We start from the raw sequence: 24,420 nt of genomic DNA on the forward strand, positions 1-24,420 counted from the left end.
ATGACCATCACCCCCATCACCACCCTGGGAGACCTCACCACCCGGCGCGGCACCGCCGGCGACCCCCTCCGCGGCAGGCTGCCCCTGGCCCGCCGCGCCGACGGCCTCGTCGGCTCGGTCATCGACTCCTCCACCTCCCTGCTGGCCGCCCAGACGCACGACATCGTCCGGTTCGCCATGGGGGCCCCGGCGGCCGAGTCCGTGCCCGCCGAGCAGTTCCGCCGGATCGCCGCGGAGGTCCTGGACCACGACTCCTTCACCTACGGCGCCACGGAGGGCGAGCCCGGGCTGATCGAGACGGTGGTGGAGCACCACTCCACCACGCCCGAGCCCACGCACCCCGACCGCCTCGTCATCACCTCCGGCGGCATGCAGGGGCTGGACCTGGCGTTCAAGCTGTTCGTGGACCCCGGGGACCTCGTGGCGGTGGAGAGCCCCACGTACACCAACGGGTCCGGCACGGCCCTGAGCTACGGCGCGGACGTGCTGGAGGTCCCCGTGGACCGGGACGGGATGGACGTGGACGCGCTCGAGGACCTGGTGGCCTCGACCGGGCGGCTGCCCCGCGTCATCTACACGATCCCCACCTTCCAGAACCCCTCCGGCACGACCCTCAGCGAACCGCGCCGGCGCCGCCTGCTGAACCTCGCGCACCACTGGGGCTCGGTCATCCTCGACGACGACCCGTACGGGAGCCTGCGCTTCGCCGGCACCCGGGTCCCCGGGTTCCGGGAGCTCAGCCCGGACGACCCGCTCGTGTTCTCGGTGCGCACCTTCTCCAAGGTCCTGGCCCCGGGACTGCGCGTGGGCTGGGTGGACGCCGACCCGCGGCTGCGCCACCTGCTCATCGCCGGCAAGCAGGCCATGGACACCTGCACGAACGTGCCCGGCCAGCACATCGTGGAGCGCTTCGTGCGCCAGGGCGGCTACGACGACCACCTGGCCCGCCTGCGCGTCGAGTACCGCCGGCGCAAGGAGGCCATGGACGCCGCGATCGCCCGGCACCTCGGACCGCGCGTGAGGACCACCGACCCCGAGGGCGGCTTCTTCCTCTGGGTGACGCTGCAGGGCGAGGACGCCCGGGTCTCCGCCTCGCGGCTGTTCGAGATCGCCCTCGCGGAGGGCGTGGCGTTCATCCCCGGTCCGGCGCTGTCCCCGGCCGGGCGGTTCGGGGACGCCTTCCGGCTGTGCTTCGCCTCCACGACGCCGGAGCGCACCGAGATCGGCGTGCAGCGGCTGGCGAGGGCGCTGGACATCGCCCGCGCGGAGGTGGACCGCTGAGCGCGCGGCCGCCGGCGGGCCGCCCGCCCGCCCCCGCGGCGGGACCCGGGGGGATGCCCGCGGCGGGGCCCGCGGAGGCGTCCCGGGAGGGCGCCGCCCCGGCGGTGTCCGAGGCCGAGCGCGCGGTGCTGGAGTCCATCCGATCCGACGACGTGGTCGCGCTGACGCGGGCGCTCGTGGACGCCGGCGGGGAGAACCCGGGAGGGACGGAGGAGCGCACCGCGCAGGTCCTCGAGCAGGCCGGGCGCGCCCGCGGGCTCGCCGTCCGGTTGGACGCCGTGGCCCCCGGACGCCCGAACGTGGACGTGGAACTGCCCCCGGGCGGACCCGTGGGGGACGGCCCCGGCCTGCTGTTCCTGGGGCACTCGGACGTGGTGCCCGCCGGCCCCGGGTGGAGCCGGGAGCCCTTCCGCTCGGTCGTCGCGGACGGTCGGCTGTACGGGCGCGGCGCCACGGACATGAAGGGCGGGCTCGCGGCCGTCGTCGTCGCCCTGGACGCCCTGCGCCGCGCGCAGGTCCCGCTCACCGGGCCCGTGCGCCTGGCCTGCACCGTGGACGAGGAGGACCTGGGGCTCGGGATCCGGCACCTGGCGCGGCGCGGGCTGGGCCGCGCCTTCCGCGGCTGCGTGGTCGCCGAGCCCACGGACCTGCAGACCGTGGTGGCCTGCCGGGGGGACGCCTACGTGGAGCTCGAGGTCACCGGGGTCCCCGCGCACTCCGGCCGCCCGGCCGACGGGCGCAACGCCATTGACGCCGCGTCCCGCGTGCTCGAGGTGGTGCGGGCGGACCACGAGCGCCGCCAGCGGGACCGCGATCCCCTCCTGGGCGCGGGCAGCTGGAACGTGGGACGGATCGAGGGCGGGCGCACCTCCTCCATGGTCGCGCCCTCGTGCCACGTGTGGCTGGACCGCCGGCTGATGCCGGACGAGGACCCCCAGCTCATCGTCCGGGAACTGCTCGCCGCGGTGGATGCCGCCGGGATCCCGGGGGACGGCATCTCGGTCTCCGCCGAGGTCACCATGGCCATGCCCGGGTTCCGCACCGCCCCGGACCACCCGCTGGTCCGCACGATGCACGACGCCGTCGCCGCCCTGGGCGGCCCCGCCTCGGTGGGCGGCTGGACCGCGGCGTGCGACGGCGGCTTCATCGCGCGAGACCACGGGGTCCCCACCGTCGTCATGGGCCCCGGCGGCCTGAACGACCAGGCCCACCAGGTCGACGAGTCGGTGGGCGTGGAGGAACTGGTGATCGCCGCGCGGGCCTACGCCCTGGCCGCCCTGCGCCTGCTCGGCTGACGCCCCGGAGCCCGCGCGCCCGGGGGGACGCGCGGGCTCCGGGGCCACCGGGCCAGGGCTCAGGTGCGGGCGCGGACGATGTCCTGCGGCCGCGTCTCCGGGATCTCCGTGCCGCGCAGGGAGGCGCCCACCGTCTCCTTCATGAACCACACGGCCACGAGCCCGACGACGCAGGCGGCCATCATGTAGAAGGCGGGGACCAGCGGATTGCCGGTGGCGTCGATGAGGGCCTCGTTGGCCAGCGGCGCGGTGCCGCCGAAGACCGCGGTGGCCACGTTGTAGGTGATCGCGAAGCCCGCGTAGCGCACCTGCGTGGGGAACATGGCCGGGAACGTGGCCGAGATGGTGGCCAGCTGGGGGATGTAGAGCAGGCCCAGCACGGCGAAGCCGAGCAGGGCCCACCAGAAGCCGTTGGACATCAGCATGTACATCGGGATGGCCAGCACCAGCAGGCCGATCAGCGAGGCGTACCACATGGGCTTGCGACCGACCCGGTCCGAGAGGGCCCCGGCGAACGGGATGACGAGCATCATGGCGAACTGGGCCACGAACATGATCGTCAGGACCGTCTGGTTCTCCATCCCCACCTGGCCCTCGAGGTACGTGGGCATGTAGCTCAGCAGGGTGTAGTTCACCACGTTCAGCGCGATCACCAGTCCCGTCATCGTGAGCATGGGCCGCCAGTAGCGGGTGAGCAGGTCCTTCAGCGCGGACCCGGCGCTCGCCTCGGTGTGCCCGGACTCCTCCAGTTCCTGGAACACCGGCGAGTCCGCCAGCCGGGACCGCAGGTACAGGCCGACCAGGCCCAGCGGCCCGGCGATCAGGAACGGGATGCGCCAGCCCCACTCCCCCATGGCCTCGGTCCCCACGGTGACCTCGCCGAGCAGGACGATGAGCGAGCCGAGCGCGAAGCCGGCGAGCGTGCCGAACTCCAGGAAGCTGCCCAGGCGGCCACGCTTCCGGTCCGGGGCGTACTCGGCCATGAACGTGGCGGCGCCGCCGTACTCGCCGCCCGTGGAGAAGCCCTGGACCGCCCGGAGCAGGATGAGCAGCACCGGCGCCGCGATGCCGATGGCCTCGACGGTAGGCAGCAGCCCGATGCAGAAGGTGGCCCCGGCCATCAGGAGGATGGTCAGGGCGAGGATGCGCTTGCGGCCGAGACGGTCGCCGAGGGGGCCCCAGAACAGCCCGCCCAGGGGCCGGACGAGGAACGAGAACGCGAAGGTGCTCAGGGCGAGGACGGTGCCGTACTCGCCCGGGAAGAAGTTCTGGGTGATGTAGACGACCGACACGGCGTAGACGCCGTAGTCGAACCACTCGGTGGCGTTGCCGATCGCCGAGGCCGCGACGGCACGGCGGATGGTCCGGTCGTCCGGTTGGATACGGCCCGTCTCCGGGTCGCGGGGCAGCTGTTCCTGCCGGGTGCCGGTCCTGCCGGCGGTGTGGTGCGGGGTCATGGGGTCCTCCCTCGGGATGCGGACGGTGCGCCGGCCGGCACCCCGGCCGGGGTGGACCCGGCGTCGGGGACGCCGGGACGTGGGTGCTGGGCCTCCGGGCGCGCCGGGCGCCGGGTCCCCCAGTCGACGGCCCGCTCGTACGCCCGGGCCGCCCGGAGGACCGTGCGGTCGGCGTGGCGGGGGCCGACGACCTGCAGCCCCGCGGGGAGCCCGTCCTCGGTGAAGCCGCAGGGGACGCTCACCGCCGGCTGCTGGGTCATGTTGAACGGGTAGGTGTAGGGCGTCCAACTGGTCCAGTGGGGCGAGGGCCACCCCACGGGGGTGTCCCGGCCGCGGGCGAACGCGGGGATCGGCAGCGTGGGGGTGAGCAGCAGGTCGTAGGCCTCGTGGAAGCGCCCCAGGGCCACGCCCAGGGCCACCCGGACCGCGGTGGCGTCGAGGAACGCGGCGGCGCTGGCCTCGCCGAGCTCCTCGATGCCGCGCCGCAGCCCGGGGTCGATCCGCTCCCGGGCGTCCGGGCCGTAGCCCTCGAGGACCTTGGCCGCCCCGGCGAACCACAGGACGTGGAAGGCCTCCACGGGGTCCTCGATGCCCGGGTCCACCTCCTCGACCACGGCGCCCAGGTCCCGGAACCTCTCGGCGGCCGCCCGGACGAGCCGCTCGATCGCCGGGTCGTTGCGCCCGAACCCCAGGGTGGGCGAGAAGGCGATGCGCAGGCCGGAGACCCCGTCGTCGAGCCCGTCCAGGAAGGAGCGGGTGGGGGTCGGCAGTGCGGACCAGTCCCGGGAGTCGAAGCCCGTGACGACGTCCAGCAGCAGGGCGGCGTCGGCCACCGTGCGCGCCATGGGCCCGGCGTGGGCCAGCGTGCCGAAGGGGCTCGCCGGGTACAGGGGGACCAGCCCGTAGGTCGGCTTCAGGGCCACCGTGCCGGTGAACGCAGCCGGGATGCGGACCGAGCCGCCGCCGTCCGTCCCCACCGACCACGGGCCCATGCCCAGGCCCACCGCCGCGGCGCTGCCGCCGCTCGAGCCCCCCGGGGTCAGCGAGGGGTCCCACGGGTTGCCGGTGGAGCCGTGGCGCGCGGAGTCGGTGACGCCCTTCCACGCGAACTCCGGCGTGGTCGTCTTCCCCAGCAGCACCGCGCCGGTCTCGCGCAGGCGGGCCACGCACGGGGCGTCCTCGTCCCACCGGCGCTCGGCGTCGATGAGCCGGGTGCCGCGCAGGGTGGGCCAGCCCCGGGTGTGGAAGACGTCCTTGACGGACGTGGGGACGCCGTCCCCGGGCCCCAGGGGCTCTCCCGCCCGCCAACGGCGCTCCGACGCCGCCGCGGCCTCCAGGGCCTGCTCGGCGTCCACCGCCACGAAGGCGTTGACCGCCCCGTCGCGCTCCTCGATGGCCTGCAGGGCCGCACGCGTGGCCTCCACGGGGGACAGGGCGCCGCGACGGTAGCCGTCCAGCAGTTCCAGCGCCGTGAGGCCGGCCAGCTCCGCCATGGTGTCCTCCCCGAGGCGGCTCGCCCGTCGCGCCCCTCTTGGTGCCCCTCTTCGTACCATTGTCGACAATCAGTCTACGCGTGGGGTGTGGCCCGGACAACAGTGCACCGACGGGAGCCAGGGCCCCTCCGGGAGCGTCCCAGGGAGCGGAGGTCGGCGGTATGATTGTGGACAATCCTTCTTTCAGACCCGCTGCCACGGCCGGAGGCCCCCATGACCAGTCCCACGCTCCAACCGGTGGTCCAGGAGACGACCCCCTCCCTCATCGCGCGGCAGTTGCGCCGGGCGATCGGGCAGGGTGAGCTGGCCCCGGGCCAACAGCTCAACGAGGCGGAGCTCAGCCGCCGGCTCGGGGTGAGCCGGGGGCCGCTGCGGGAGGCGATGCAGCGGCTGACCCAGGAGGGCCTGCTGGTCAGCATCCGCAACCGCGGCGTGTTCGTCATCGAGGTGACGGACGACGACGTGCGGGACATGTACCTCGCCCGGACGGCCGTGGAGCGCGCCGCGGCGGCGCGGGCCATCGAGGTCCAGGCCGCGCACGCCGGCGAGCGCCTGCTCGAGGTGGTGGAGACCATGGCCGCGGCCGTGGGCCGGGACGACGCCGACGCGCTCACCGAGGCGGACGTGGAGTTCCACGCCCGGCTGGTGTCCCTGGCCGGCAGTCCCCGGCTCTCGCGGATGCACACCACCCTGATGGTGGAGACCCGCATGTGCATCACGGCGCTCGAGACGCGCTACGCCTCGCACGCCTTCCGCCTCGAGGAGCACCGGGGGATCGCCGAGGCGATCGGGCGCGGCGACACCGCGGAGGCCGACCGGTTGCTGCGCGACCACATGGAGGACGCGCTGGGGCGGCTCCAGCCCGCCGGAGAGCAGCCGGGACGGTAGCCGGGACCCCGGCCCGGCCGGCGGGTCAGCCGCGCGGCACCGCCATGTACTTGACCTCGAGGAACTCCTCGATGCCCACGCGGCCGCCCTCCCGGCCCAGGCCCGAGGCCTTGACGCCGCCGAAGGGCGCCGCGGGGTTCGAGACGATGCCGGTGTTGAGCCCGACCATGCCGACCTCGAGTGCCTCGCCCACGCGGAAGCCCCGGTCGACGTCCTGGGTGAAGAGGTATCCCACGAGGCCCCACGGGGTGTCGTTGGCCAGCCGCACGACCTCCTCCTCCGTGTCGAACGGGATCACGGGGGCGACGGGACCGAAGATCTCCTCGCCCATGAGCTGGGACCGAGGGTCGACGTCGGACAGGACGGTGGGGGCGTAGAAGTACCCCGGCCGCTCGGGCCGGGAGCCGCCGCAGACCACCGTGGCGCCCCGGGCGACGGCGTCGTCCACGAGCTCCTGCACCTTGGCGAGTGCCTTCTCCTCGACGAGCGGCCCCACCTCGGTGCCGTCCCGGGCGCCGTCACCCACGGCCAGCGACCCGAGGCGGTCGGCCAGGCGCCGGGAGAACTCGTCGGCCACCGAGCGGTGCACGAACAGCCGGTTGGCCGCGGTGCAGGCCTCCCCCATGTTGCGCATCTTCGCCGTGACGGCACCCTCCACCGCGCGGTCCAGGTCCGCGTCCCCGAACACGATGAAGGGCGCGTTGCCGCCGAGCTCCATGGACGAGCGCATCACGTGCTGGGCGGCCTGCTCCAGCAGGCGGACGCCCACCTCCGTGGAGCCGGTGAAGCTGACCTTGCGGGCGATGCCGCTGGCCATCCAGTGGCCCACCACGGACGAGGCGCTGGACGTGCAGACGACATTGAGCACGCCCCGGGGCAGGCCGGCCTCCACGAGGATGTCCACCAGCGCCAGCGAGGACAGCGGGGTGAGGGCGGCCGGCTTGAAGACCATGGTGCAGCCGGCCGCGATGGCCGGGCCGATCTTGCGCGTGCCCATGGCCAGCGGGAAGTTCCAGGGCGTGACCAGCACGCACGGGCCCACCGGCTCGCGGGAGACGAGGATCCGGTTCCGGCCGTCCCCCGTGGTGGTGTGGTCCCCGCCGATGCGCACGGCCTCCTCGGAGAACCAGCGGAAGAACTCGGCGGCATAGGCCACCTCCCCCCGGGCCTCGGCCAGGGGCTTGCCCATCTCCGTGGTCATCACCAGGGCCAGCTCGTCCTGGCGGGACATGATGAGGTCGTAGGCGCGGCGCAGGATCTCGCTGCGCTCCCGGGGCGGCGTGCGGCCCCACGTCCGCTGGACGCGGCCGGCGGTCTCGATCGCGCGCCGGGCCTCCTCGGGGCCCCCGTCCGCGACGGTGGCGATGACCTCCTCGGTGGCGGGGTTGACCACGTCGAAGCGGGCCCCGGAGGCGGCCTCGCCCCACTGCCCGTCGATGAACACGCCGGTGCTGACGGCGGAGACCGCGCGCCGGGCCTCCGCGGAGGTGCGGGCGGCGGGGGTGGTGTGGGCGTTGACGGTCACGATGGGTCCTCTCGTCCGGGCTGCGGGTCGGGCTGGGGGTCAGGCTGCGGATGCGGCTCGGCCGGCGGGCGCGCGGCGGCGCCCGTCGGCTCCGGATCCGCCGGCGCGGTCGGCGCGGGGTCCAGGAGCTGGGCCAGGTGCAGGCCGGGCCGGCCGGCGTCGAGCTGGTCGACCTGCCGGGCGCAGGAGAAGCCGTCGGTGAGCACCGCGGTCCGCGGCCCCGCGGCGCGCAGCGCCGGGGCCAGGGCGTTCTCCGCCACCTGCATGCTCACAGCGTAGTGCTCGCGCTCGAAGCCGAAGTTGCCGGCCACCCCGCAGCAGCCGGTGGCCTCCACGATGTCCGTGACACCGGCGGCCGCCAGCGCGGTCCGCTGCGCCCCCTGCCCGAAGACCGAGTACTCGTGGCAGTGCGTCTGCAGCACGACCCGCCCGGGGACCGGACGGCCCGGCCGGGGCGACCACCCGCCGGCGGAGCGCTCGGCCACGTGGGCGGCGAAGCTGCGCACCCGGGCGGCCACGCGGCGGGCCCGGTCCGTGGGGACCAGCTCGGGCAGGTCCTTGCGCAGGGCCGCGGCGCAGCTGGGCTCGACGACGACGATCGGCCGGTCCGTGCCGTCGTCGAGCACCTCCGCGGCCCGGGTGAGCATCGCCCGCGCGGGGCGCAGCTGGCCGGTGGAGATCCAGGTCAGCCCGCAGCAGGCCTCGGCCGAGCATTCCACGGACCCGCCGGTGCCGGCGAGCACCCGGGCCGCGGCCCCGGCCACCTCGGGACGGAACCCGCGGGTGAAGGTGTCGACGAACAGCACGGTGTCCTCCGCGCCCGGTCCGGTGACGCCCGCACCGGCCGGACCGCCGGCGGCGACCGTGGCCGCCGCGCCGACCTCCCGGCGCCACGCCCCGGACGGGGCGAGGCGCGGCAGCCGGCGCCGGGTGGTCAGCCCGCCCAGGGCCGCGGCGGTCCGGCCCAGCGGGGTGGCCAGCACGGCGTTCACGAGCGGGGCGATCCGGCCGGTGACCGCCAGCCACCGGGGCAGCCAGCCGAGCGAGTAGTGCGAGAGCGGGCGACGGCGGCCCCGGTAGTAGTGGTCGAGGAACTCGGACTTGTAGGTGGCCATGTCCACGCCGGTCGGGCAGTCGGTGGAGCAGGCCTTGCAGGACAGGCACAGGTCCAGCACCTCGCGGGCCTCCTCGGACCGCCACCCCTCCTCGACGGTGCGGGCGCCCCGGACCACCTCCTGCAGCACGCGGGCGCGGCCGCGCGTGGAGTCCTTCTCGTCCCGGGTGGCGCGGTAGCTCGGACACATGACCCCGCCGGTGTCCGCGCGGCACCGCCCCACGCCGATGCAGCCCTGCACGGCGTGCACCCAGGCGCCGGCGCGCTCGTCGTCGGCGCGCTCGTCCTCGGTGCGCCCGCCCTCGGGGGCCCCGGGCCGGGCCCCCAGGGGCCGCAGCTCGAAGCTCGTGCGCCAGGGCCGGTCGGGCACACCCGCCAGGGACAGGTGGGCATCCATCGGGTCCGGGGCGGTGACCGAGCCGGGGTTGAGGATGCCCGCCGGGTCCCAGAGCCGCCGGAACCCGGCGAAGGCGGCGAGGACCTCCGGGGAGTACATGATCGGCAACAGCTCCGACCGCGCCCGGCCGTCGCCGTGCTCCCCGGACAGCGACCCGCCGTGGCGGACCACCAGCTCCGCCGCGGCGCGGGTGAAGTCGCGGAAGACGGCCCGCCCGGCCTCCGTGCGCAGGTCGTAGGTGATGCGGATGTGCATGCACCCGGCCCCGAAGTGGCCGTACATGACCCCGTCCAGCCCGTGCGCGTCGAGCAGGGCCCGGAGGTCCGTGAGGTAGTCGGCGAGCCGCTCGGGGGCCACCGCGGAGTCCTCCCACCCGGGCCACGACTCCCCGCCGGAGGCCAACCGGGAGGAGAGCCCGGCCCCGTCCTCGCGCACCCGCCACAGCGAGGCCCGCTCCAGGGGGTCGGGCACCGCCCGGCCCTCCACGAGCCGGCCCTCGCGCCCCAGCCGGGCGAGCAGCCGCTCGGCGGCGGCCGCCACCTCGTCCGCGTCGTCGCCGTCGAGGTCCACGAACAGCCACGCATCCCCCGCGGGCAGGCCGAGCACGGAGTCCGCGCCGCGGCGCAGGCGCATGGTCTCCACGATGGCCCGGTCGATCCCCTCCACGGCCGCGGGGGAGGACTCGAGGATGGCGGGCACGTCCCGCGCGGCGTCCACGACCCCGGCGTAGCCCAGGCACACCAGCAGGGCGCTCGCCGGCCGGGGCACCAGCCGCATACGGGCGCGCACCACGAGGGCGCAGGTGCCCTCGGTGCCCACCAGCGCGCGGGCGACGTCCAGGTGCCGCTCCGGCAGCAGGTGCTCCAGGTGGTAACCGGAGACCTGGCGGGAGATCCGGCCCAGCTCCCGCCGGAAGGCGGCGAGGTGGTCCCGGGCGAGCCCGCGCAGGGCCTCCTCCAGCTCCGCGGCGCGCGCCGCGGAGGCGGCGTCCGCGGGGTCGGTGGCGCGCAGGCCCGTGGTCGTGGCCGTGAGTCGCGCGCCGTCGGAGGTGACCACGTCGAGCTCCACCACGTGGTCGGAGGTCCGGCCGTGGCGCACCGAGTGGTTGCCGCACGCGTCGTTGCCGATCGCCCCGCCCACCGTGGCCCGGGTCCGAGAGGACGGGTCCGGGGCGAAGGTGAGGCGGCCACCGGTGGCGGCCTCCACCTCCCGGGTCAGTTCCGCCAGCACCATGCCGGGCTCCACGTCCACCGTGCCGGCGGCCTCGTCGATGCCGTGGACGCGGTTCAGGTGGCGGGAGAGGTCCAGGACCACGCCCGGGCCCACCGCGTTGCCCGCCATGGACGTGCCCCCGCCGCGGCCGATGAGCGCGGTGCCGGTCTCGCGGCAGGCCACGACGGCGGCGCGGACCTCCTCCGCGGAGCGCGGGAACACCACGGCCACCGGGGCGACGCGGTAGTTGGAGGCGTCGTAGGAGTACTCGGCCAGGCGCCGGGGCGAGGCGTCCGGGTCCAGCCCGGCCGCCCGCAGGCGGTCGACCACGTCGACCACGGCGGAGCCCGGGCCGGCCCCGTCCCGGAGGGCGGCCTCCTCGCGCGGCCCGGTCCCGGGGAGGGGCCCTGGGAGGGTCTCGGCGGCGTCCCGCATGCGGTCCCCCAGCCCCGTCACGCGCCGGCGGCGGGGACGGCGGCGGCACCGGCGGGGACGGCCCCGACGACGGACGCCACGGCCGCCTCGAGGCGCTCCAGGCCCAGCGCGATCTCGCCCTCCGTGACCACGAGGGCCGGGATGAGGCGCACCACGTTGCCGGACGGCCCGCACGTCAGGGTGAGCAGCCCGTGCCCCGTGGTGGCCTGCTGGACGGCGGTGGCCGTCGCGGCGTCCGGGGTGCCGTCCGCGGCCGTGAACTCGATACCCTGCATCAGGCCCAGCCCGCGGACGTCCCCGATGACCGGGAACCGGCGCTGGACCTCCCGCAGCCCCGCCTGGAGCTGCTCACCGCGCACCCGGGAGTTCTCCACCAGGCCCTCGTCCCGGACGACGTCCAGGGTGGCCACGCCGGCCGCGGCGGAGACCGCGTTGCCGCCGTAGGTGCCGCCCTGGGAGCCCGGCCAGGCCTTGGCCATGGTCTCGGTGGGTGCGGCGATCGCCGAGATGGGGAAGCCGGAGGCGATGCCCTTGGCGGTGATGAGGATGTCCGGGACGGCGGCGGAGTGCTGGTGGCCCCAGAACCTCCCGGTGCGCCCGACGCCGGCCTGCACCTCGTCGACGACCAGCTGGATGCCGTGGTGGTCGGCCCGCTCCCGCAGTCCCTCCAGGAACGCCGGCGGCGTGGGCAGGTAGCCCCCGTCCCCCAGGGCGGGCTCGATGAGGAAGGCCGCCGTGTCCTCCGGGGCGGTGCGGGTCCTCAGCAGGTAGTCCAGCTCCCGCAGGGCGAACTCGACCGCGGTCGCCTCGTCCCAGCCGTAGCGGTAGGCGTAGGGGAAGGCGGACATGTGCACGCCGGCCATCAGGGGGGCGAACCCGGCCGAGAACCGGGTGCCGGCCGTGGTGAGGGAGGCGGCCGCGACCGTGCGGCCGTGGAACCCGCCCTGGAAGACGACGACGTTCGGCCGCCCCGTCGCCATGCGGGCCAGCCGGACGGCGGCCTCCACCGCCTCCGAGCCGGAGTTGGCGTAGAACACCGAGTCCAGGCCGGCGGGCAGCACCTCGCCCAGCCTCCCGGTGAGCTCCAGCAGCGGCCGGTGCATCACGGTCGTGTACTGGGCGTGGATGATCCGGCCCACCTGCTCGCGGGCGGCCTCCACCACCCGCGGATGGCAGTGGCCGGTGCTCGTCACGCCGATGCCGGTGGTGAAGTCGAGGTACTCGCGCCCGTCGGTGCCGAAGATCCAGCTGCCGAGGGCGTGGTCCACGACCACGGGGGTGGCCTGCTTGAGGACGGGGCTCAGGGACGTCATGCCGCACATCCTCCCGTCCGCATCGACTTATTGTCAACAATAAGCAGGGCGACCTAGGGTGGGGGCGTGGAGACCATGGAGAACAGGACATGCCGCCCCGGACCGCGGCCCACGGTGGTCGTGCTGACCACGGCCACCACCCCGCCCCCGTACAACGCGGCCCTCCTGGAGGACCGGGCGGAGGTCGTCTACACCGATGCGGAGGGGCTGGGCGGGGCCCTGCCCGGGGCCGAGGTGCTCCTCGTCTGGGACTTCTTCTCCACCGCCCTGCGGGACGCGTGGGAGCACGCCGACGCGCTGCGCTGGGTGCACGTGGCCGCGGCCGGCGTGGACTCCCTGCTCTTCGACGGGCTGCGCGACTCGGACGTCCTGGTCACCAACGCCCACGGCGCCTTCGACGGGCCCATCGCCGAGTTCGTCCTGGCCTCGGTCCTGGCGCAGGACAAGCAGCTCCACCTGAGCAAGGACCTGCAGCGGCGGTCCACGTGGCGGCACCGGGAGGTCCGGCGCACGGCCGGGCAGCACGCGCTCGTCGTCGGGACCGGCGGCATCGGCCGGGCCACCGCGCGCCTGCTCCGTGCAGTGGGCCTGGAGGTGCGCGGCGCGGGCCGCACGGCGCGCGAGGACGACCCCGACTTCGGCACCGTGGTCGCCAGCGCGGACCTGGCCGAGCACGCCGGGTGGGCCGACCACCTCGTGCTGATCGCGCCGCTGACCGAGGCCACCCGCGGCCTCCTGGACGCGGAGGTGCTGGGGCGGATGAAGCCCACCGCCCACGTGGTGAACGTGGGCCGCGGGGCGCTCGTGGAGGAGCCGGCGCTGGTCGAGGCGCTCCGGTCCGGGCGGATCGCCGCGGCCTCCCTGGACGTGTTCGCCGAGGAGCCCCTGCCCCCCGGCCATCCGTTCTGGGCGATGGAGAACGTGCACGTGTCCGCCCACATGAGTGGGGACGTGGTGGGCTGGCGGGACACGCTGGCGGACCAGTTCGCCGACAACCTGGACCGCTGGCTCGCGGGCTCCGTCCCGGCCCACCGCGTCGACAAGGACCTCGGCTACGTCCGCCGGTCCTGATCCGGCCCGTCCCGGAGCGGGACAGGTCAGCCGGCGTCGGCCCGGGCGAAGGCCAGCGTCTCCCCGCGCGCTCCGCCCATCCACACGTCCTGGCACGCCGCGCGGAACTCCTCCAGGCCCTCCTCGATCGTGGCGAAGACGTTCCCGGGCACCCAGCCGACGTCGCCGTTGAGCAGCAGGTTGTTGCGCCCGTAGAACACGGCCAGGTCGATGAGCAGCCGGTGCTCGGCCGTCCCGGCGGCGGGCTCGTACCCGTAGGCGGGATTGTCCAGGACGCCCTCGAAGGTGAAGTAGCACAGGTCCCCGGGGATGGGGGTCACGGTCTGGTTCTCCGGGCCCGGCTCCTGCGCCGCGAACGCCGGGACGAGGGCGTAGACCTCGTTGCGGGCGAACTTGCCGTGGAACACCTGGCCGGACTGGGGCAGGGCCTCCCAGACGGCGGCGGCCGTGCGGGGAGCCTCCTCGTCCAGCAGCCGGGCGCGGGCGGTGACCCCCCGCCGTTCCAGGGTGACCGTGATGTACCGCGCCATGGCAGGCTCCGTCCGGAGGATCGAGGGGCCCGGGCGGCCCGAGGATTGTCTACAATCCAACTGTAGGCGTCCGCGGTCACGCCGCAACCCCCGGCGCATCCGCGGCGCACCCCAGGAGGAGGGCCACCGCCGTGCACACCGTCGTCATGCTCTACCCCGGCCACAGCGCCGAGGACGAGTTCCGCGCCCTCGAGGACCGGGTCCCCGGCGCCTCCCTCCCCGTGGTGCACACGTGGGAGGGCGGCACCGCCCACGACGTGCCGGCCCTGCTGGCCCTGGGCTCCCGGCAGCAGCTGGCCAGCCCCGCCGCCCGGGCCCGGGCCCTCGCCCCGGACGCGGTGATGTGGGCCTGCACCTCGGGCAGCTTCGTGTACGGCTGGGAGGGCTGCCACGAGCAGGCGGGGTGGGTCCGGGAGGCCGCGGGGGCACCCGCCTCGTCGACCTCCCTGGCCTTCGCCGCGGCGGTGCACCACCTCGGCCTGCGGCGCGCGTCCGTCGCGGCGACCTACCCGGGGGACGTCGCGGCCCACTTCGTGGACCTCCTGGAGCGGGACGGCATCACGGTGACCGCCCTGTCCTCGTACGACGTCCCGAGCGGCGAGGACGCGGGCGCCCTGGGCCCGGACTGGGTGCGGCGGGTCGCCGGGGCGGCGGACCTCGCCGGGGCCGAGTGCCTGCTGGTCCCGGACACCGCCCTGCACACGATCGAGGTCCTGCCGGAGCTGGAGGCCGCCGCGGGCGTACCCGTGCTGACCGCCAACCAGGTCACGGCGTGGCACGGGCTCGCGCTGGCCGGCCACCCCGCCCGCGCGCCCGGGCTCGGCGCCCTCTTCGCCTGAGAGCGACGGCGGCCCGGCGCGGGCGAGGCGAGGACGGGGCGGGATCCCGACGACGGCCCGGCGAGGAATGCCGTCCGGCCGCCCCCGCGTCCGGGCGGCCCTCAGCCGTCCGCGGCCCAGCCCGCCGCACCGAGCACCTGGTCCCGCGCCGTGAGCCCCAGGCCCAGGCGGCGCAGCCCGGCCCACGCGGTGACCTGGTTGGCCGTGAGCACCGGCTTGCCCAGCTCCGCCTCGAGCGGGGCGATGATGTCGAAGGTCGGCAGGTTGGTGCACGAGACGAACACCGCCTCGGCCTCCGGGCGGTCCGCCTCGCGCACGAGCCCGGCGGTCACGCGGTACGGCACGTGCCAGATCAGGTGGTCGAGGCCGAGGCCGGCGGTGCCCACCACGGAGTGGCCCTCGGCGGCGAGGAAGGCCTCCAGCCGCTCGGTCAGGCGCGGGACGTAGGGCGTCGCGATCGCCACCCGCGCCAGGCCCAGGGCGTCCAGCGCCTCCAGGAGCGCCTCGGACGTCGTCACGGCCGGGGCGCCCACCTCCTCCGCGATGGCCGCGGAGATGCGCCGGGCGCCGTCGACCCCGTGGACGAAGCTGCCCGAGGCGCAGGCGAAGACGACGGCCTCCGGCTCCACCGCGGCCAGGGACCGGGCCGTGGAGCGGATCTCCGCGTCGTCCCCCAGCGCGCTCGCCATCAACTCGTCCACGACGAGCGGGTGGTACGGGGTCCGTGCCATGGCCAGGGAGACGCCGGCCGGCATCCAGCGCCACAGTTCGCGGTCCAGCGCCATGTCGTAGGGGTCGACCACCCCGATGACCCGGTCGGGCGCGGGCCCCTTGGGGATGCGTCCCGTCGTGTCCGGCATGCCTCATTCTCCCATGGCGTCCGATCGTCGACAATGCGACGGAGGCCCGCCCCGGAGCCCGGAACGCCGCACCCCGGAGGCGGACACGCCGAGGCCCGGCGCGCCCCGGCCTGGGAGCAGGCGGGCGCGCCGGGCCGTGGAGGGGCCGGGCCGGTGATCAGCCCATGGCCGCCATGGCGGAGGTCTCCACGTTGGCCTTGGTCGGCACCTTGCGGTCCGAGCCGTCCTGCAGGACGAGCTCGTAGACGCCGTTCTCGTCGTGGGTCTCCCGGCCGGTCACGGGCGGGTTGAACACGCAGGCCATGCGCAGCTCGGTGGTGGCGCGCACGGTGTGCTTCTCGTGCCCGTCGAGCAGGTACATGGTGCCGTCGCGCAGCTCGTGCACCTCGCCGGTCTCCTCGTTGGTGAGGGTGCCCTCGCCCTGGACGCAGTACACGGCCTCGATGTGGTTCGCGTAGTGGAAGGTCGAGGTGGTGCCGGCGTAGATCACGGTGTCGTGCAGGGAGAAGCCGACGCCCTCCCCGGCGAGCACCATGCGGCGCGAGCGCCAGGTCTCGGACTTGATGTCGCGCTCGGTCTCGTTCAGGTCGTTCAGGTTGGTCACCAGCATGGGTGGCTCCTTTCGGTCGGTCGAAGCGTGGGTCGGTGGCGCGGGGCGCCTGCTCAGGCGTCCAGCAGCTCGCGGTCGCCGGTGCGGTACTGCACGTCGGCACCGGTCACGGTGGCCACCGCGTCGGCGATCAACCGCAGGCCGCGCTCGAGCTGGTCCTTCGGGGTGGTGAGCGGCGGCATCACCTTGAGCACCTCGTCGTCCGGACCGGAGGTCTCCACGAGCAGGCCGTGGGCGAAGGCCTCGCGGGCCACCTTGCCGGCCACCTCGACGTCCTCGAAGCGGATGCCGGCCAGCAGGCCGCGGCCGCGGACCGAGGCGCCCTCCACGGACGCGGCGATCTGCTCCAGGCCCGAGTGCACGGTGGCGATGGCCTCGGCGAGGGTGCCGCGCTCGAAGGAGTCGTCGGCCCAGAACTCGCGCAGCGCGGTGGTGGCGGCCACGAACGCGGGGTTGTTGCCGCGGAAGGTGCCGTTGTGCTCGCCCGGGGCCCACTGGTCCAGGTCGCCGCGGAACAGGGTCAGGGCCATCGGCAGGCCGTAGCCGGAGATGGACTTGGACAGGCACACGATGTCCGGGGTGAAGCCGGCCTCCTCGAAGCTGAAGAAGGTGCCGGTGCGGCCGCAGCCGGCCTGCACGTCGTCCACGATCAGCAGGATCTCGTGCTTGCGGCACAGCTCGGACAGCCCGCGCAGCCACTCGGCGCGGGCCGCGCGCAGCCCGCCCTCGCCCTGGACGGTCTCGACGATCACCGCGGCCGGCTTGTCCACGCCGGAGCCGGAGTCCTCGAGCACTCGCTCGAGCCACAGGAAGTCGGCGGTCTCGCCGTCGAAGTAGTCGTCGTAGGGGATCTTGGAGCTGTTGGTCAGCGGGATCCCGGCGCCCTTGCGCTTCATGGAGTTGCCGGTCACGGACAGCGAGCCCAGGGTCATGCCGTGGAACGCGTTGGTGAAGGACAGGATGTGCTGGCGGCCGGTGACCTTGCGGGCCAGCTTCAGGGCCGCCTCCACGGTGTTGGTGCCCGTCGGACCGGGGAACATCACCTTGTAGTCCAGCCCGCGCGGGTCGAGGATCAGCTCCTTGAAGGTCTCGAGGAACTCGCGCTTGGCCGGGGTCATCATGTCCAGGGAGTGCACGGGGGCGCCGCTGGTGAGGTACTCGACCACGGCGGCCTGCATCTTCGGGTGGTTGTGCCCGTAGTTCAGGGCGCCGGCCCCGGCGAAGAAGTCCAGGTACTCGGTGCCGTCCTCGGCGGTCTGGGTGGACCCGGAGGCGTGGCTGAACACGGCGGGCCAGCTGCGGCTGTAGCTGCGGACCTCGGACTCGGTGGTGGTGAAGATGTCGTTCGTCATGGTGCGTCCCTTTCGTCGGGGGAGGGAATGGCCTGTGGTGGGCGACGCGGCGGTCGGCTCAAGGACGTCGCCCCGGTCCCGGACCGCGACCGGCCGCGTGGGGGCGATCCGGTGCAGGAACTCGGTGTCGTGGCCGTCCGGGTACATCCGCTCGGTGAACAGCGGCGTGACCTCGTGGCCGGCGCCGTGCCGGCGGGCGAGGCCCGTGAACAGCGCGATGGAGGCCTCGTTGTCCGCGGTGATGGTGGTCTCCACGGCCTCGGCGGAGGTGCGGGAGACCAGCTCCTCCAGCATGCGCGAGGCCAGCCCGTGGCCCCGGGCGGCCTCGGCCACCGCCACCTGCCACACCATCAGCGTGCCCGGCGCGTCGGGGCGCAGGTACCCGGTCACGAAGCCCACCGGCGCGCCGTCGAGCTCGGCGATCACGGAGGTGTCCGCGAAGTCGCGGCACCACAGCAGGTAGGCGTACGAGGTGTTGACGTCCAGGGTCCGCGAGTCCCTGGCCATCTGCCAGAGGGCGGCCCCGTCGGCGGGCCGGGGGCGCCGCAACGTGGGGGTGGTCGGTCGGGTGGTCAGTGGTGTGTCTGCATCAGCTGCCATCCATTCCAACCTAACGAGATCGATCTCGATCTCAACTCGGGAAGGGCCGGATTCCGGGGTTTCCGGCCCCTCGGCACCCCTCCCGTGGCGGGGTGCGGACCCCCTTGGATCCCTTGCGCCATGAGGTTGCGCGGGCAAATACGACGTACACGGAAGGACTGCTGGGCATCGTTATCATTCCGTTATATTCACCCCCCGGCCGGCGGGCCGGGAGGACCTCCCCGGGGCCGTCGCCCGCGTGCCGGGCGTCACCTCCCCCGCTCCCCCGCTCCCCGACGGCGGGCTCCGCTACATTGCTGGAATGACCGCTTCCACCCCGGACCGCCAGCCCTCCACCCCGGCCGTGGGGACCGACACCCTCGAGGCCCCCGCCCCGGACCTCGACGCCCCGGGGCGGCAGGGTGGCCGCCGCGGGCTCGTGCTGGGCCGCACGGAGCAGCTGATGCGCGTGCACCTGCTCCGCGACCCGCAGCACGGTGCGGCGGGCGCGAGGACGGGGACGATGGGCACCGGGCCGTGGGTCCTCGACCCGGACGGGCGGCCCTTCGGGGCCGCGGCGGCGGTGATCATGGACAACACCCTGGCCACGTCCCTGCACGCGGCGGGCCCCGAGCTGGACTGGATCGTCACCACGGAGCTGCTGCTCAACGTGCTGCGGCCGCTGCCGGCGGACGGCACCGTGCTCGAGTCCTGGACCCGGGCGCGCGTGGCCGACGCCACGGGCGGGATGGCCTCCGGCACGCTCGTGGGGCCGGACGGCACGGAGTACCTCCAGGCGACCGGCTGGTTCCAGGGCGTCGAGCGCCACGACCCGGCCGCCGTCGAGCACTTCACCGCCATGGCACGCCTGCCGCTGGGCCCGGACACGGAAGTCCCCCTGGACCGGATCCTGGGGGCGAGGCCCACGACGCCGGCCCCGCCGGCCGGGCGGCCGGCGGTCACCGAGGCCTTCGGGGCCGGATGGGGCTTCGAGCGCAAGGACGAGCTGCGCAACCCGCACGGGGCCGTCCACGGCGGGGCCCTGAGCATAATGGCGGCCATGGCCGCCCAGCAGGCCATGCCGGACCACGCCGGGTTCGACCTGCAGTCGCTGCGGGTCATGTTCCTGCGGCCGGCCGGCGGCGCGATCGCCTCGCGGGTGCGGGTCCGGCATGCGGGCCGCTCGCTGCGCGTGGTGCAGGTGGAACTGGCCGGCGCCGAGCACGGGCCCGGCGCGAAGCCGTTCGTGCAGGCCGAGGCGGTGTTCCGGCCGGCCCAGTGAGGGCGGGCCGGAGCGCCCCGACCCGGACGGGTCAGGCGGCCTGCCGGGCGTCCTCGCGCTGGGCCTTCGCCGCCTTGCCGCGGTCCAGGCCGAGGTCCTTGAGCGGGACCCCGTCGATCGCCTGGGCCATGACGTCCTCGGCCTCGGCGGCGGAGATGTCGAGGACGATGGCCACCTCGGCGGCGAGCACGTCCACGGCCTCGCGGTGCAGCATGCGCTCGGCCATGGAGAGCTCCTTGACCTCGTGGCGGCGGTGCAGGTCACGGACCACCTCGGCCACGCGCGGCAGGTCACCGGTGGCCAGCTTCTCCTGGAACGCCTTCAGGCGGCGGGACCACTGCTCCTCGACGTGCTCGCTGGGCTTCGCCAGCAGGGACATCAGCTTGCGCACGGTGGTGTGGCTGCTGACGTCCCGGACGCCGATGGTCTTCACCATGGACTCGGGCACGGAGATGCGCAGCCCCTTGTCCTGGATCTCCAGCTCCACGTAGGCGACGTCCTTGCCCTTCAACTGGCGCACCTTGCGGTCCAGGACGACCGCGGGACCGTGGTGGGGGTGGACGACGAACTGACCGGGAACCAGACGCATGGGTGGGGTGCACCTTCCTGTTGACGGAGCCGAGCGACCTCCGGGCGGCAGCGGCACGCCGCCGGGAATTCGGCCAATAAATCATCTCATAAATAGCCGGAAAAAACAATTCGCCGGAGGGAATCTGGCGTTCCCCGAGGGCGGAATCAGTTCTTGACGGGGAGGATCGGGGTGTCCCCCGCGAAGTCGCCGGCATCGGCGCGGAACCGCGCGAGGATGCCGTTGAGGGTGGAGACGTCCCCTGCGGGGATGCCGAGGTCGCCGAAGACGCGCTCGTTCAGGGCCCGGCCGGCGCGGTCGGCCAGGTCGCGGCCCGCCGCGGTGATCTCGATGAGCGTGGCCCGCCGATCGGTGGGGTGGGCCCGGCGGGCCACGAGGCCGGCCTGCTCCAGCCGGTCCACGGTGTTCGTCACGGAGGTGGGGTGCACCTGCAGCCGCACGGAGGCCTTGGCCATCGGCAGGGCCCCCGAGCGCGTGAAGGACAGCAGGGTGAGCAGCTCGAAGCGCGCGAAGCTCAGGTCCAGCGGCCGCAGCACGGCGTCGATGCGGGCCATGATGATCTGCTGCGCGCGGACGAGCGAGGTCACCAGGGCCATGCCGTCGGCGGCCCCGCTCCAGCCGCGGTCCACCCAGTGGCGGTAGGCCTCCGCCACCGGGTCCGTCCCGAGGGGTTCACGCATGCGAGGCCCCCGGTCCGCCGTTCCAGGTGAACTCGGGCTCGCGGTGCGCCAGGAAGGCGGCGACCCCGGTCCGTGCGTCCCCGGCGGCGAGCATCTGCCGCTGCCAGCGCGCGCTCGCCTCCTCCAGCCCCGCCCCGCCGGCGGACGCCCGGTCGACGATCTCCTTCATCGCCTGGACGGACAGCTGGGACCGGGAGGCCACGCGCCGGGCCAGGGCGTCCGCGCGGTCCCAGAAGTCCTCCGTGGGGTGCACGGCGTGCACCAGGCCCATCGCCCGGGCCTGCTCGGCGTCCACGAAGTCCCCGGTGAACAGCAGGTACTTGGCGACGGCCGGGCCGGCCAGGCGCACCAGCCGCTCGATGCCCGCGACCGGGTAGACGATCCCGATCTTGGCCGGCGTGATGCCGAAGGTGGACCGGGCGGAGGCGATCCGCAGGTCGCAGGCCGCGGCGATCTGCCAGGCCCCGCCGAGGCAGTAGCCGTCGACGGCGGCGATGGTCGGCTTGTGCAGCCCGGCCAGGGCGGCCTCGCCCTTCGCGAGCGCCCCGCCGTCGTGCCGGCCGGTGTCCTCGTCCCGCAGGATGTTCTCCAGGTCGGTCAGGTCCGCCCCGGCGGAGAAGTCCTCCCCCGCACCGCGGACCACCACGACCCGCACCGCGGGGTCCTCGGCGAGCGCGGCGGTGACCGGGACGAGGGACAGCCACATCTGCTCGGTCATCGCGTTGCGGCGGCGCGGGTGGGACAGCGTGATCGTGGCCACCGCCCCCTCGGTCGCCACCGTCACGCGTCCGCCGGGCCCGGCCGCCGTCGGGCCGGTCATGGCCGTCCCGCCTCGGTGACGATGCCGGCCTCCACGAGCCCGGCGATCTGCGCCTCGTCCAGCCCGAGGCCCTTGAGCACGGCGCGGGTGTCCTGCCCCAGCGCCGGCGGGGCGCGGTGCACGGGCGTGGCCTCGCCGTCGATGCTCAGCGGACCGCGCACGAGCGGCAGCTCCGAGCCGTCCGCGCGCCGCACCCGCCGCACGACGTCCAGGGCCTGCACCTGTGGGTCGGCGAACGCCTGCGGGTAGGTGTAGATCGGTCCCGTGGGGATGCCCGCGGCGCGGAACCGCTCGATCCACTCCAGCCCGGGGCGCGTGGCCAGCCGCTGCTCGATGAGCTCCGCGAGGTCCCGGCGGTGCCCGGAGCGGTCCCGCCCCGTGGCGAACCGCGGGTCCTCCTCCAGCTCGGGCGCGCCGAGGATTCCGCAGAAGGTCCGCCAGTGGGCCTGGTTCCCGACGGCGATGATGACCGGCAGGTCCGCGGTGCGGAACACGCCGTAGGGGGCGAGCACGGGGTGGTCGTTGCCGCGCGGGACGGGCACGGCGCCGGTGGACAGGTGGTCCTGGCCCTGGAACGCGGACAGGGCGAGCCCGGCCTCCAGCAGCGAGGTGGCCACGTGCCGGCCCCGCCCGCCCTGGCGCTCGCGCCCGGCCAGCGCCGCGCAGATCCCCACGGCGGTGAACATCCCGGCGGACAGGTCCATGACCGGGACGCCCACGCGGGTGGGGTGCTCGGCGTCCGGGCCGGTGACGGACATCAGCCCGGACATGCCCTGCGCCACCTGGTCCAGCCCCGCGGCCTGCGCGAGCGGACCGGTGCTGCCGAAGCCGGAGACCGAGGCGATCACCAGGCTCGGGTTCTCCCGGCGCAGCTCCTCCGGGTCCAGGCCCATGGTGGCCAGCACGCCGGGGCGGAAGTTCTCCACCAGCACGTCGGCGGACACCGCGAGGTCCCACAGCAGCGTCCGGCCCCGGTCGGAGTAGAAGTCGATGGCGATCGACTCCTTGTTGCGGTTGGTGCAGTCGAAATAGAGCGAGTGCTCGCCCTCGAACGGCGGCCAGGCGCGGGAGGAGTCCCCGCCCGTGACGGACTCGACCTTGACCACGGTGGCACCGAGGTCCCCCAGCAGGGCGGTCGCGTACGGGCCCGCCAGCGCGCGGGACAGGTCCACGACCCGGACGCCGTCGAGCGGCAGGGGCGCCGGGGCACCGGCGGCCGGGATCGCGTCCGGCGTCATCCCCGCAGCCTCACGTTGACCTGCTTGACCTGGGTGAAGCCCTCCAGCATGCCCTCGAGGGACACCTCGCGGCCCATCCCGGACTGCTTGTAGCCGCCGTAGGACTGGCCCACCACCTGCCCGCCGCCCTGGTTGACCTGCACCCAGCCGGCCTCGAGGCGGTGGGCGGTGTCCAGGGCGGCGTCCAGGTCGTGCGTCCAGACATAGGCGGCCAGGCCGTAGTGGGAGTCGTTGGCCATCCGCACCACCTCGTCGACGTCCTTCCACTTGATGGCCACCAGCACGGGCCCGAAGATCTCCTCCTGGGAGAGCCGGAAGTCGTTGCGGGCCCCGCCGAAGATGGTGGGCAGGTGGTAGTAGCCCTCGGTGAGGGGACCCTCGGCGGGGACCTCGCCGCCGAGCACCGTGGTCAGGTCCGGGTGGTTCCGGCCCTCCTCGAGGTAGCCGCTGATCTGGTCGAACTGGGACTGGTTGATGACCGAGCCCATGTCCGAGGCCTCGTCGAGCGGGTCTCCGACCACGAGGGCGCCGAGCCGGGCGGAGAGCCGCTGGAGCATCTCGTCGTAGACGTCCTCGTGCAGGAACAGCCGCGACCCGGCGGTGCAGGACTGGCCCTGGCGGGTGAACCGGGAGGACAGCAGCAGCCCGTCGAGGATCCCCTCGTCCTCCACCGCGTCCGGGAACACGATGGACGGGTTCTTCCCGCCCAGCTCCAGGGACAGGTGCGCCAGCCGCTCGGAGGCCTGCGCGGCCACGCCGCGGCCCACCTCGGTGGAGCCGGTGAAGGACACCTTGTCCACGCCCGGGTGGGTGGCCAGGGCGGTGCCGATCACCGAGCCGCGCCCGGTCAGGGAGTTCACGACGCCGGCCGGCACGTGCCGCTGGCACAGCTGGGCCAGGTACTGGATGGTCAGCGGCGCGTCGTCCGCGGCCTTGAGGATCACCGTGTTCCCGGCCGCGAGGGCGGCGGGAACCTTGAAGGCGGCGATCATCAGCGGGGAGTTCCACGGCAGGATGCATGCCACCACGCCCAGCGGCTCGCGGCGCGTGTACTGCAGCTGCCGATCCCCCGCGGGCAGGGTCACGCCCTTCGCCTCGCCGGCGACCCCGGCGAAGTAGCGGAAGAGCGAGACGAGCGTGGCGACCTCCGGACGCGCCTGGGTGCGCAGGGCGTTGCCGGTGTCCAGGGCGGTGAGCCGGGCGAACTTCTCGGCCTCGGCCTCGATGTCGTCGGCGATCGCCAGCAGCGCCCGGGAGCGCTCCGTGAAGTGCAGGGCGCGCCACGCGGGGAACGCCGCGCGGGCCGCGCGCACGGCGCGCTCCACGTCCTCGGGGCCGGCGGCGGGCACGCGCGCGATCGCCTCGCCCCGGCGGGCCGGGTTCAGCACGTCGCGCCACTGCCCCGTGGCCGACTCCACGGCGTGGCCGTCGATCCACAGCGCCTGCTCGACGCCGGCCAGGATCTCCTGGGCCCGGGTGTCCGGGGTGGTCTGGGTCATGGTGTCCTTCTCTCGGGTGTGGCTCGGGGGTGCCTCGGGTCTGGCCCGGTCGTGGCTCGGG

General features: G+C 74.7%; 20 protein-coding genes and 1 pseudogene. 6 read left to right on the plus strand and 15 right to left on the minus strand.

All coding sequences use genetic code 11. The annotated features are described in order from the left end of the window. Together E7744_RS13155 and E7744_RS13160 are read left to right on the plus strand one after the other, a co-directional pair. A complete protein-coding gene (locus tag E7744_RS13155) occupies positions 1-1,281 on the plus strand; it encodes a PLP-dependent aminotransferase family protein (protein ID WP_137774505.1) in 1,281 nt (426 codons plus the stop codon). A 53-nt stretch (positions 1,282-1,334) separates the two neighbouring features. Continuing rightward, positions 1,335-2,576, plus strand: coding sequence for a M20 family metallopeptidase (locus E7744_RS13160; protein ID WP_137774506.1), 1,242 nt, complete (start codon positions 1,335-1,337; stop codon positions 2,574-2,576). A gap of 59 nt (positions 2,577-2,635) precedes the next feature. On the opposite strand, the gene E7744_RS13165 is transcribed toward E7744_RS13160, so the two are convergent. After that, on the minus strand, positions 2,636-4,033 hold the full coding sequence (locus E7744_RS13165) for an MFS transporter (RefSeq protein WP_137774507.1): 1,398 nt from the start codon (positions 4,031-4,033) through the stop codon (positions 2,636-2,638). Next, positions 4,030-5,526 carry an amidase gene (locus tag E7744_RS13170; protein WP_137774508.1) on the minus strand — a complete coding sequence of 499 codons (1,497 nt, stop codon included), beginning with the start codon at positions 5,524-5,526 and terminating at the stop codon, positions 4,030-4,032. The genes E7744_RS13165 and E7744_RS13170 overlap by 4 nt, the downstream gene beginning before the upstream one ends. A 213-nt stretch (positions 5,527-5,739) precedes the next feature. Between E7744_RS13170 and E7744_RS13175 the strand changes: the two genes are divergently transcribed. After that, positions 5,740-6,414: a GntR family transcriptional regulator gene (locus tag E7744_RS13175; RefSeq protein WP_137774509.1), complete on the plus strand. Its 675-nt coding sequence runs from the start codon at positions 5,740-5,742 to the stop codon at positions 6,412-6,414. 25 nt (positions 6,415-6,439) lie between these two features. Here the strand turns inward: E7744_RS13175 and E7744_RS13180 are convergent, their stop codons facing one another. From E7744_RS13180 to E7744_RS13190, 3 genes are read right to left on the minus strand one after another with little or no spacing between them, the layout of a single operon-like run. Then, the gene (locus tag E7744_RS13180; protein WP_137774510.1) at positions 6,440-7,939 is read right to left on the minus strand and encodes an NAD-dependent succinate-semialdehyde dehydrogenase; all 1,500 of its coding nucleotides are present in this window, start codon (positions 7,937-7,939) and stop codon (positions 6,440-6,442) included. Then, the gene (locus E7744_RS13185) at positions 7,936-11,097 is read right to left on the minus strand and encodes an FAD-binding and (Fe-S)-binding domain-containing protein (RefSeq protein ID WP_137774511.1); all 3,162 of its coding nucleotides are present in this window, start codon (positions 11,095-11,097) and stop codon (positions 7,936-7,938) included. The genes E7744_RS13180 and E7744_RS13185 overlap by 4 nt, the downstream gene beginning before the upstream one ends. Positions 11,098-11,114: 17 nt before the next feature. After that, complete coding sequence (locus tag E7744_RS13190; protein ID WP_137774512.1) at positions 11,115-12,410, minus strand: aspartate aminotransferase family protein; 1,296 nt, start codon at positions 12,408-12,410, stop codon at positions 11,115-11,117. Positions 12,411-12,485: 75 nt separating this feature from the next. Here E7744_RS13190 and E7744_RS13195 point away from each other — a divergent pair, with 75 nt between their 5' ends. After that, positions 12,486-13,481 carry a D-2-hydroxyacid dehydrogenase gene (locus E7744_RS13195; protein WP_137774513.1) on the plus strand — a complete coding sequence of 332 codons (996 nt, stop codon included), beginning with the start codon at positions 12,486-12,488 and terminating at the stop codon, positions 13,479-13,481. A gap of 26 nt (positions 13,482-13,507) precedes the next feature. Here the strand turns inward: E7744_RS13195 and E7744_RS13200 are convergent, their stop codons facing one another. Further along, complete coding sequence (locus E7744_RS13200) at positions 13,508-14,011, minus strand: DUF3830 family protein (RefSeq protein WP_137774514.1); 504 nt, start codon at positions 14,009-14,011, stop codon at positions 13,508-13,510. Between the two features lie 131 nt (positions 14,012-14,142). Between E7744_RS13200 and E7744_RS13205 the strand changes: the two genes are divergently transcribed. Continuing rightward, the gene (locus E7744_RS13205; RefSeq protein WP_137774515.1) at positions 14,143-14,850 is read left to right on the plus strand and encodes a maleate cis-trans isomerase; all 708 of its coding nucleotides are present in this window, start codon (positions 14,143-14,145) and stop codon (positions 14,848-14,850) included. Between the two features lie 101 nt (positions 14,851-14,951). Here E7744_RS13205 and E7744_RS13210 read toward each other — a convergent pair whose 3' ends face one another. From E7744_RS13210 to ectA, 4 genes and pseudogenes are all read right to left on the minus strand, one after another. After that, a complete protein-coding gene (locus tag E7744_RS13210; protein ID WP_137774516.1) occupies positions 14,952-15,710 on the minus strand; it encodes an Asp/Glu/hydantoin racemase in 759 nt (252 codons plus the stop codon). Positions 15,711-15,867: 157 nt separating this feature from the next. Beyond that, entirely contained in the window at positions 15,868-16,320 is a 453-nt protein-coding gene (locus tag E7744_RS13215) for an ectoine synthase (protein WP_137774517.1), read from the minus strand. Positions 16,321-16,373: 53 nt separating this feature from the next. Next, complete coding sequence (gene ectB / locus E7744_RS13220; protein WP_246858676.1) at positions 16,374-17,672, minus strand: diaminobutyrate--2-oxoglutarate transaminase; 1,299 nt, start codon at positions 17,670-17,672, stop codon at positions 16,374-16,376. A gap of 111 nt (positions 17,673-17,783) precedes the next feature. Continuing rightward, positions 17,784-18,272: pseudogene (gene ectA / locus E7744_RS16270) on the minus strand (diaminobutyrate acetyltransferase); the annotation flags it as partial. A gap of 301 nt (positions 18,273-18,573) precedes the next feature. Between ectA and E7744_RS13225 the strand changes: the two are divergent. After that, on the plus strand, positions 18,574-19,533 hold the full coding sequence (locus E7744_RS13225) for an acyl-CoA thioesterase domain-containing protein (protein ID WP_137774519.1): 960 nt from the start codon (positions 18,574-18,576) through the stop codon (positions 19,531-19,533). 31 nt (positions 19,534-19,564) lie between these two features. Here E7744_RS13225 and E7744_RS13230 read toward each other — a convergent pair whose 3' ends face one another. From E7744_RS13230 to E7744_RS13250, 5 genes are all read right to left on the minus strand, one after another. After that, positions 19,565-20,122, minus strand: a complete 558-nt coding sequence (locus E7744_RS13230) for a CarD family transcriptional regulator (protein ID WP_137774520.1) — start codon at positions 20,120-20,122, stop codon at positions 19,565-19,567. 146 nt (positions 20,123-20,268) lie between these two features. Next, complete coding sequence (locus E7744_RS13235; RefSeq protein ID WP_137774521.1) at positions 20,269-20,802, minus strand: MarR family winged helix-turn-helix transcriptional regulator; 534 nt, start codon at positions 20,800-20,802, stop codon at positions 20,269-20,271. Continuing rightward, complete coding sequence (locus E7744_RS13240) at positions 20,795-21,622, minus strand: enoyl-CoA hydratase/isomerase family protein (RefSeq protein ID WP_137774522.1); 828 nt, start codon at positions 21,620-21,622, stop codon at positions 20,795-20,797. The genes E7744_RS13235 and E7744_RS13240 overlap by 8 nt, the downstream gene beginning before the upstream one ends. Further along, the gene (locus E7744_RS13245) at positions 21,619-22,860 is read right to left on the minus strand and encodes a CaiB/BaiF CoA-transferase family protein (protein ID WP_137774523.1); all 1,242 of its coding nucleotides are present in this window, start codon (positions 22,858-22,860) and stop codon (positions 21,619-21,621) included. The genes E7744_RS13240 and E7744_RS13245 overlap by 4 nt, the downstream gene beginning before the upstream one ends. After that, on the minus strand, positions 22,857-24,359 hold the full coding sequence (locus E7744_RS13250) for an aldehyde dehydrogenase family protein (RefSeq protein WP_137774524.1): 1,503 nt from the start codon (positions 24,357-24,359) through the stop codon (positions 22,857-22,859). Before E7744_RS13250 ends, E7744_RS13245 begins: the two co-directional genes overlap by 4 nt. Positions 24,360-24,420 lie beyond the last annotated feature (61 nt).

This window comes from Citricoccus sp. SGAir0253 (genome assembly GCF_005877055.1).
GTDB lineage: Bacteria > Actinomycetota > Actinomycetes > Actinomycetales > Micrococcaceae > Citricoccus.

Bases quoted from the DNA above. Each gene is read 5' to 3' on its own strand.
- E7744_RS13155 (WP_137774505.1), top strand. From the start codon at position 1: ATGACCATCACCCCCATCACCACCCTGGGAGACCTCACCACCCGGCGC.
- E7744_RS13160 (WP_137774506.1), top strand. From the start codon at position 1,335: ATGCCCGCGGCGGGGCCCGCGGAGGCGTCCCGGGAGGGCGCCGCCCCG.
- E7744_RS13165 (WP_137774507.1), bottom strand. From the start codon at position 4,033: ATGACCCCGCACCACACCGCCGGCAGGACCGGCACCCGGCAGGAACAG.
- E7744_RS13170 (WP_137774508.1), bottom strand. From the start codon at position 5,526: ATGGCGGAGCTGGCCGGCCTCACGGCGCTGGAACTGCTGGACGGCTAC.
- E7744_RS13175 (WP_137774509.1), top strand. From the start codon at position 5,740: ATGACCAGTCCCACGCTCCAACCGGTGGTCCAGGAGACGACCCCCTCC.
- E7744_RS13185 (WP_137774511.1), bottom strand. From the start codon at position 11,097: ATGCGGGACGCCGCCGAGACCCTCCCAGGGCCCCTCCCCGGGACCGGG.
- E7744_RS13190 (WP_137774512.1), bottom strand. From the start codon at position 12,410: ATGACGTCCCTGAGCCCCGTCCTCAAGCAGGCCACCCCCGTGGTCGTG.
- E7744_RS13195 (WP_137774513.1), top strand. From the start codon at position 12,486: ATGGAGAACAGGACATGCCGCCCCGGACCGCGGCCCACGGTGGTCGTG.
- E7744_RS13200 (WP_137774514.1), bottom strand. From the start codon at position 14,011: ATGGCGCGGTACATCACGGTCACCCTGGAACGGCGGGGGGTCACCGCC.
- E7744_RS13210 (WP_137774516.1), bottom strand. From the start codon at position 15,710: ATGCCGGACACGACGGGACGCATCCCCAAGGGGCCCGCGCCCGACCGG.
- E7744_RS13215 (WP_137774517.1), bottom strand. From the start codon at position 16,320: ATGCTGGTGACCAACCTGAACGACCTGAACGAGACCGAGCGCGACATC.
- ectB (WP_246858676.1), bottom strand. From the start codon at position 17,672: ATGACGAACGACATCTTCACCACCACCGAGTCCGAGGTCCGCAGCTAC.
- E7744_RS13225 (WP_137774519.1), top strand. From the start codon at position 18,574: ATGACCGCTTCCACCCCGGACCGCCAGCCCTCCACCCCGGCCGTGGGG.
- E7744_RS13230 (WP_137774520.1), bottom strand. From the start codon at position 20,122: ATGCGTCTGGTTCCCGGTCAGTTCGTCGTCCACCCCCACCACGGTCCC.
- E7744_RS13235 (WP_137774521.1), bottom strand. From the start codon at position 20,802: ATGCGTGAACCCCTCGGGACGGACCCGGTGGCGGAGGCCTACCGCCAC.
- E7744_RS13240 (WP_137774522.1), bottom strand. From the start codon at position 21,622: ATGACCGGCCCGACGGCGGCCGGGCCCGGCGGACGCGTGACGGTGGCG.
- E7744_RS13245 (WP_137774523.1), bottom strand. From the start codon at position 22,860: ATGACGCCGGACGCGATCCCGGCCGCCGGTGCCCCGGCGCCCCTGCCG.
- E7744_RS13250 (WP_137774524.1), bottom strand. From the start codon at position 24,359: ATGACCCAGACCACCCCGGACACCCGGGCCCAGGAGATCCTGGCCGGC.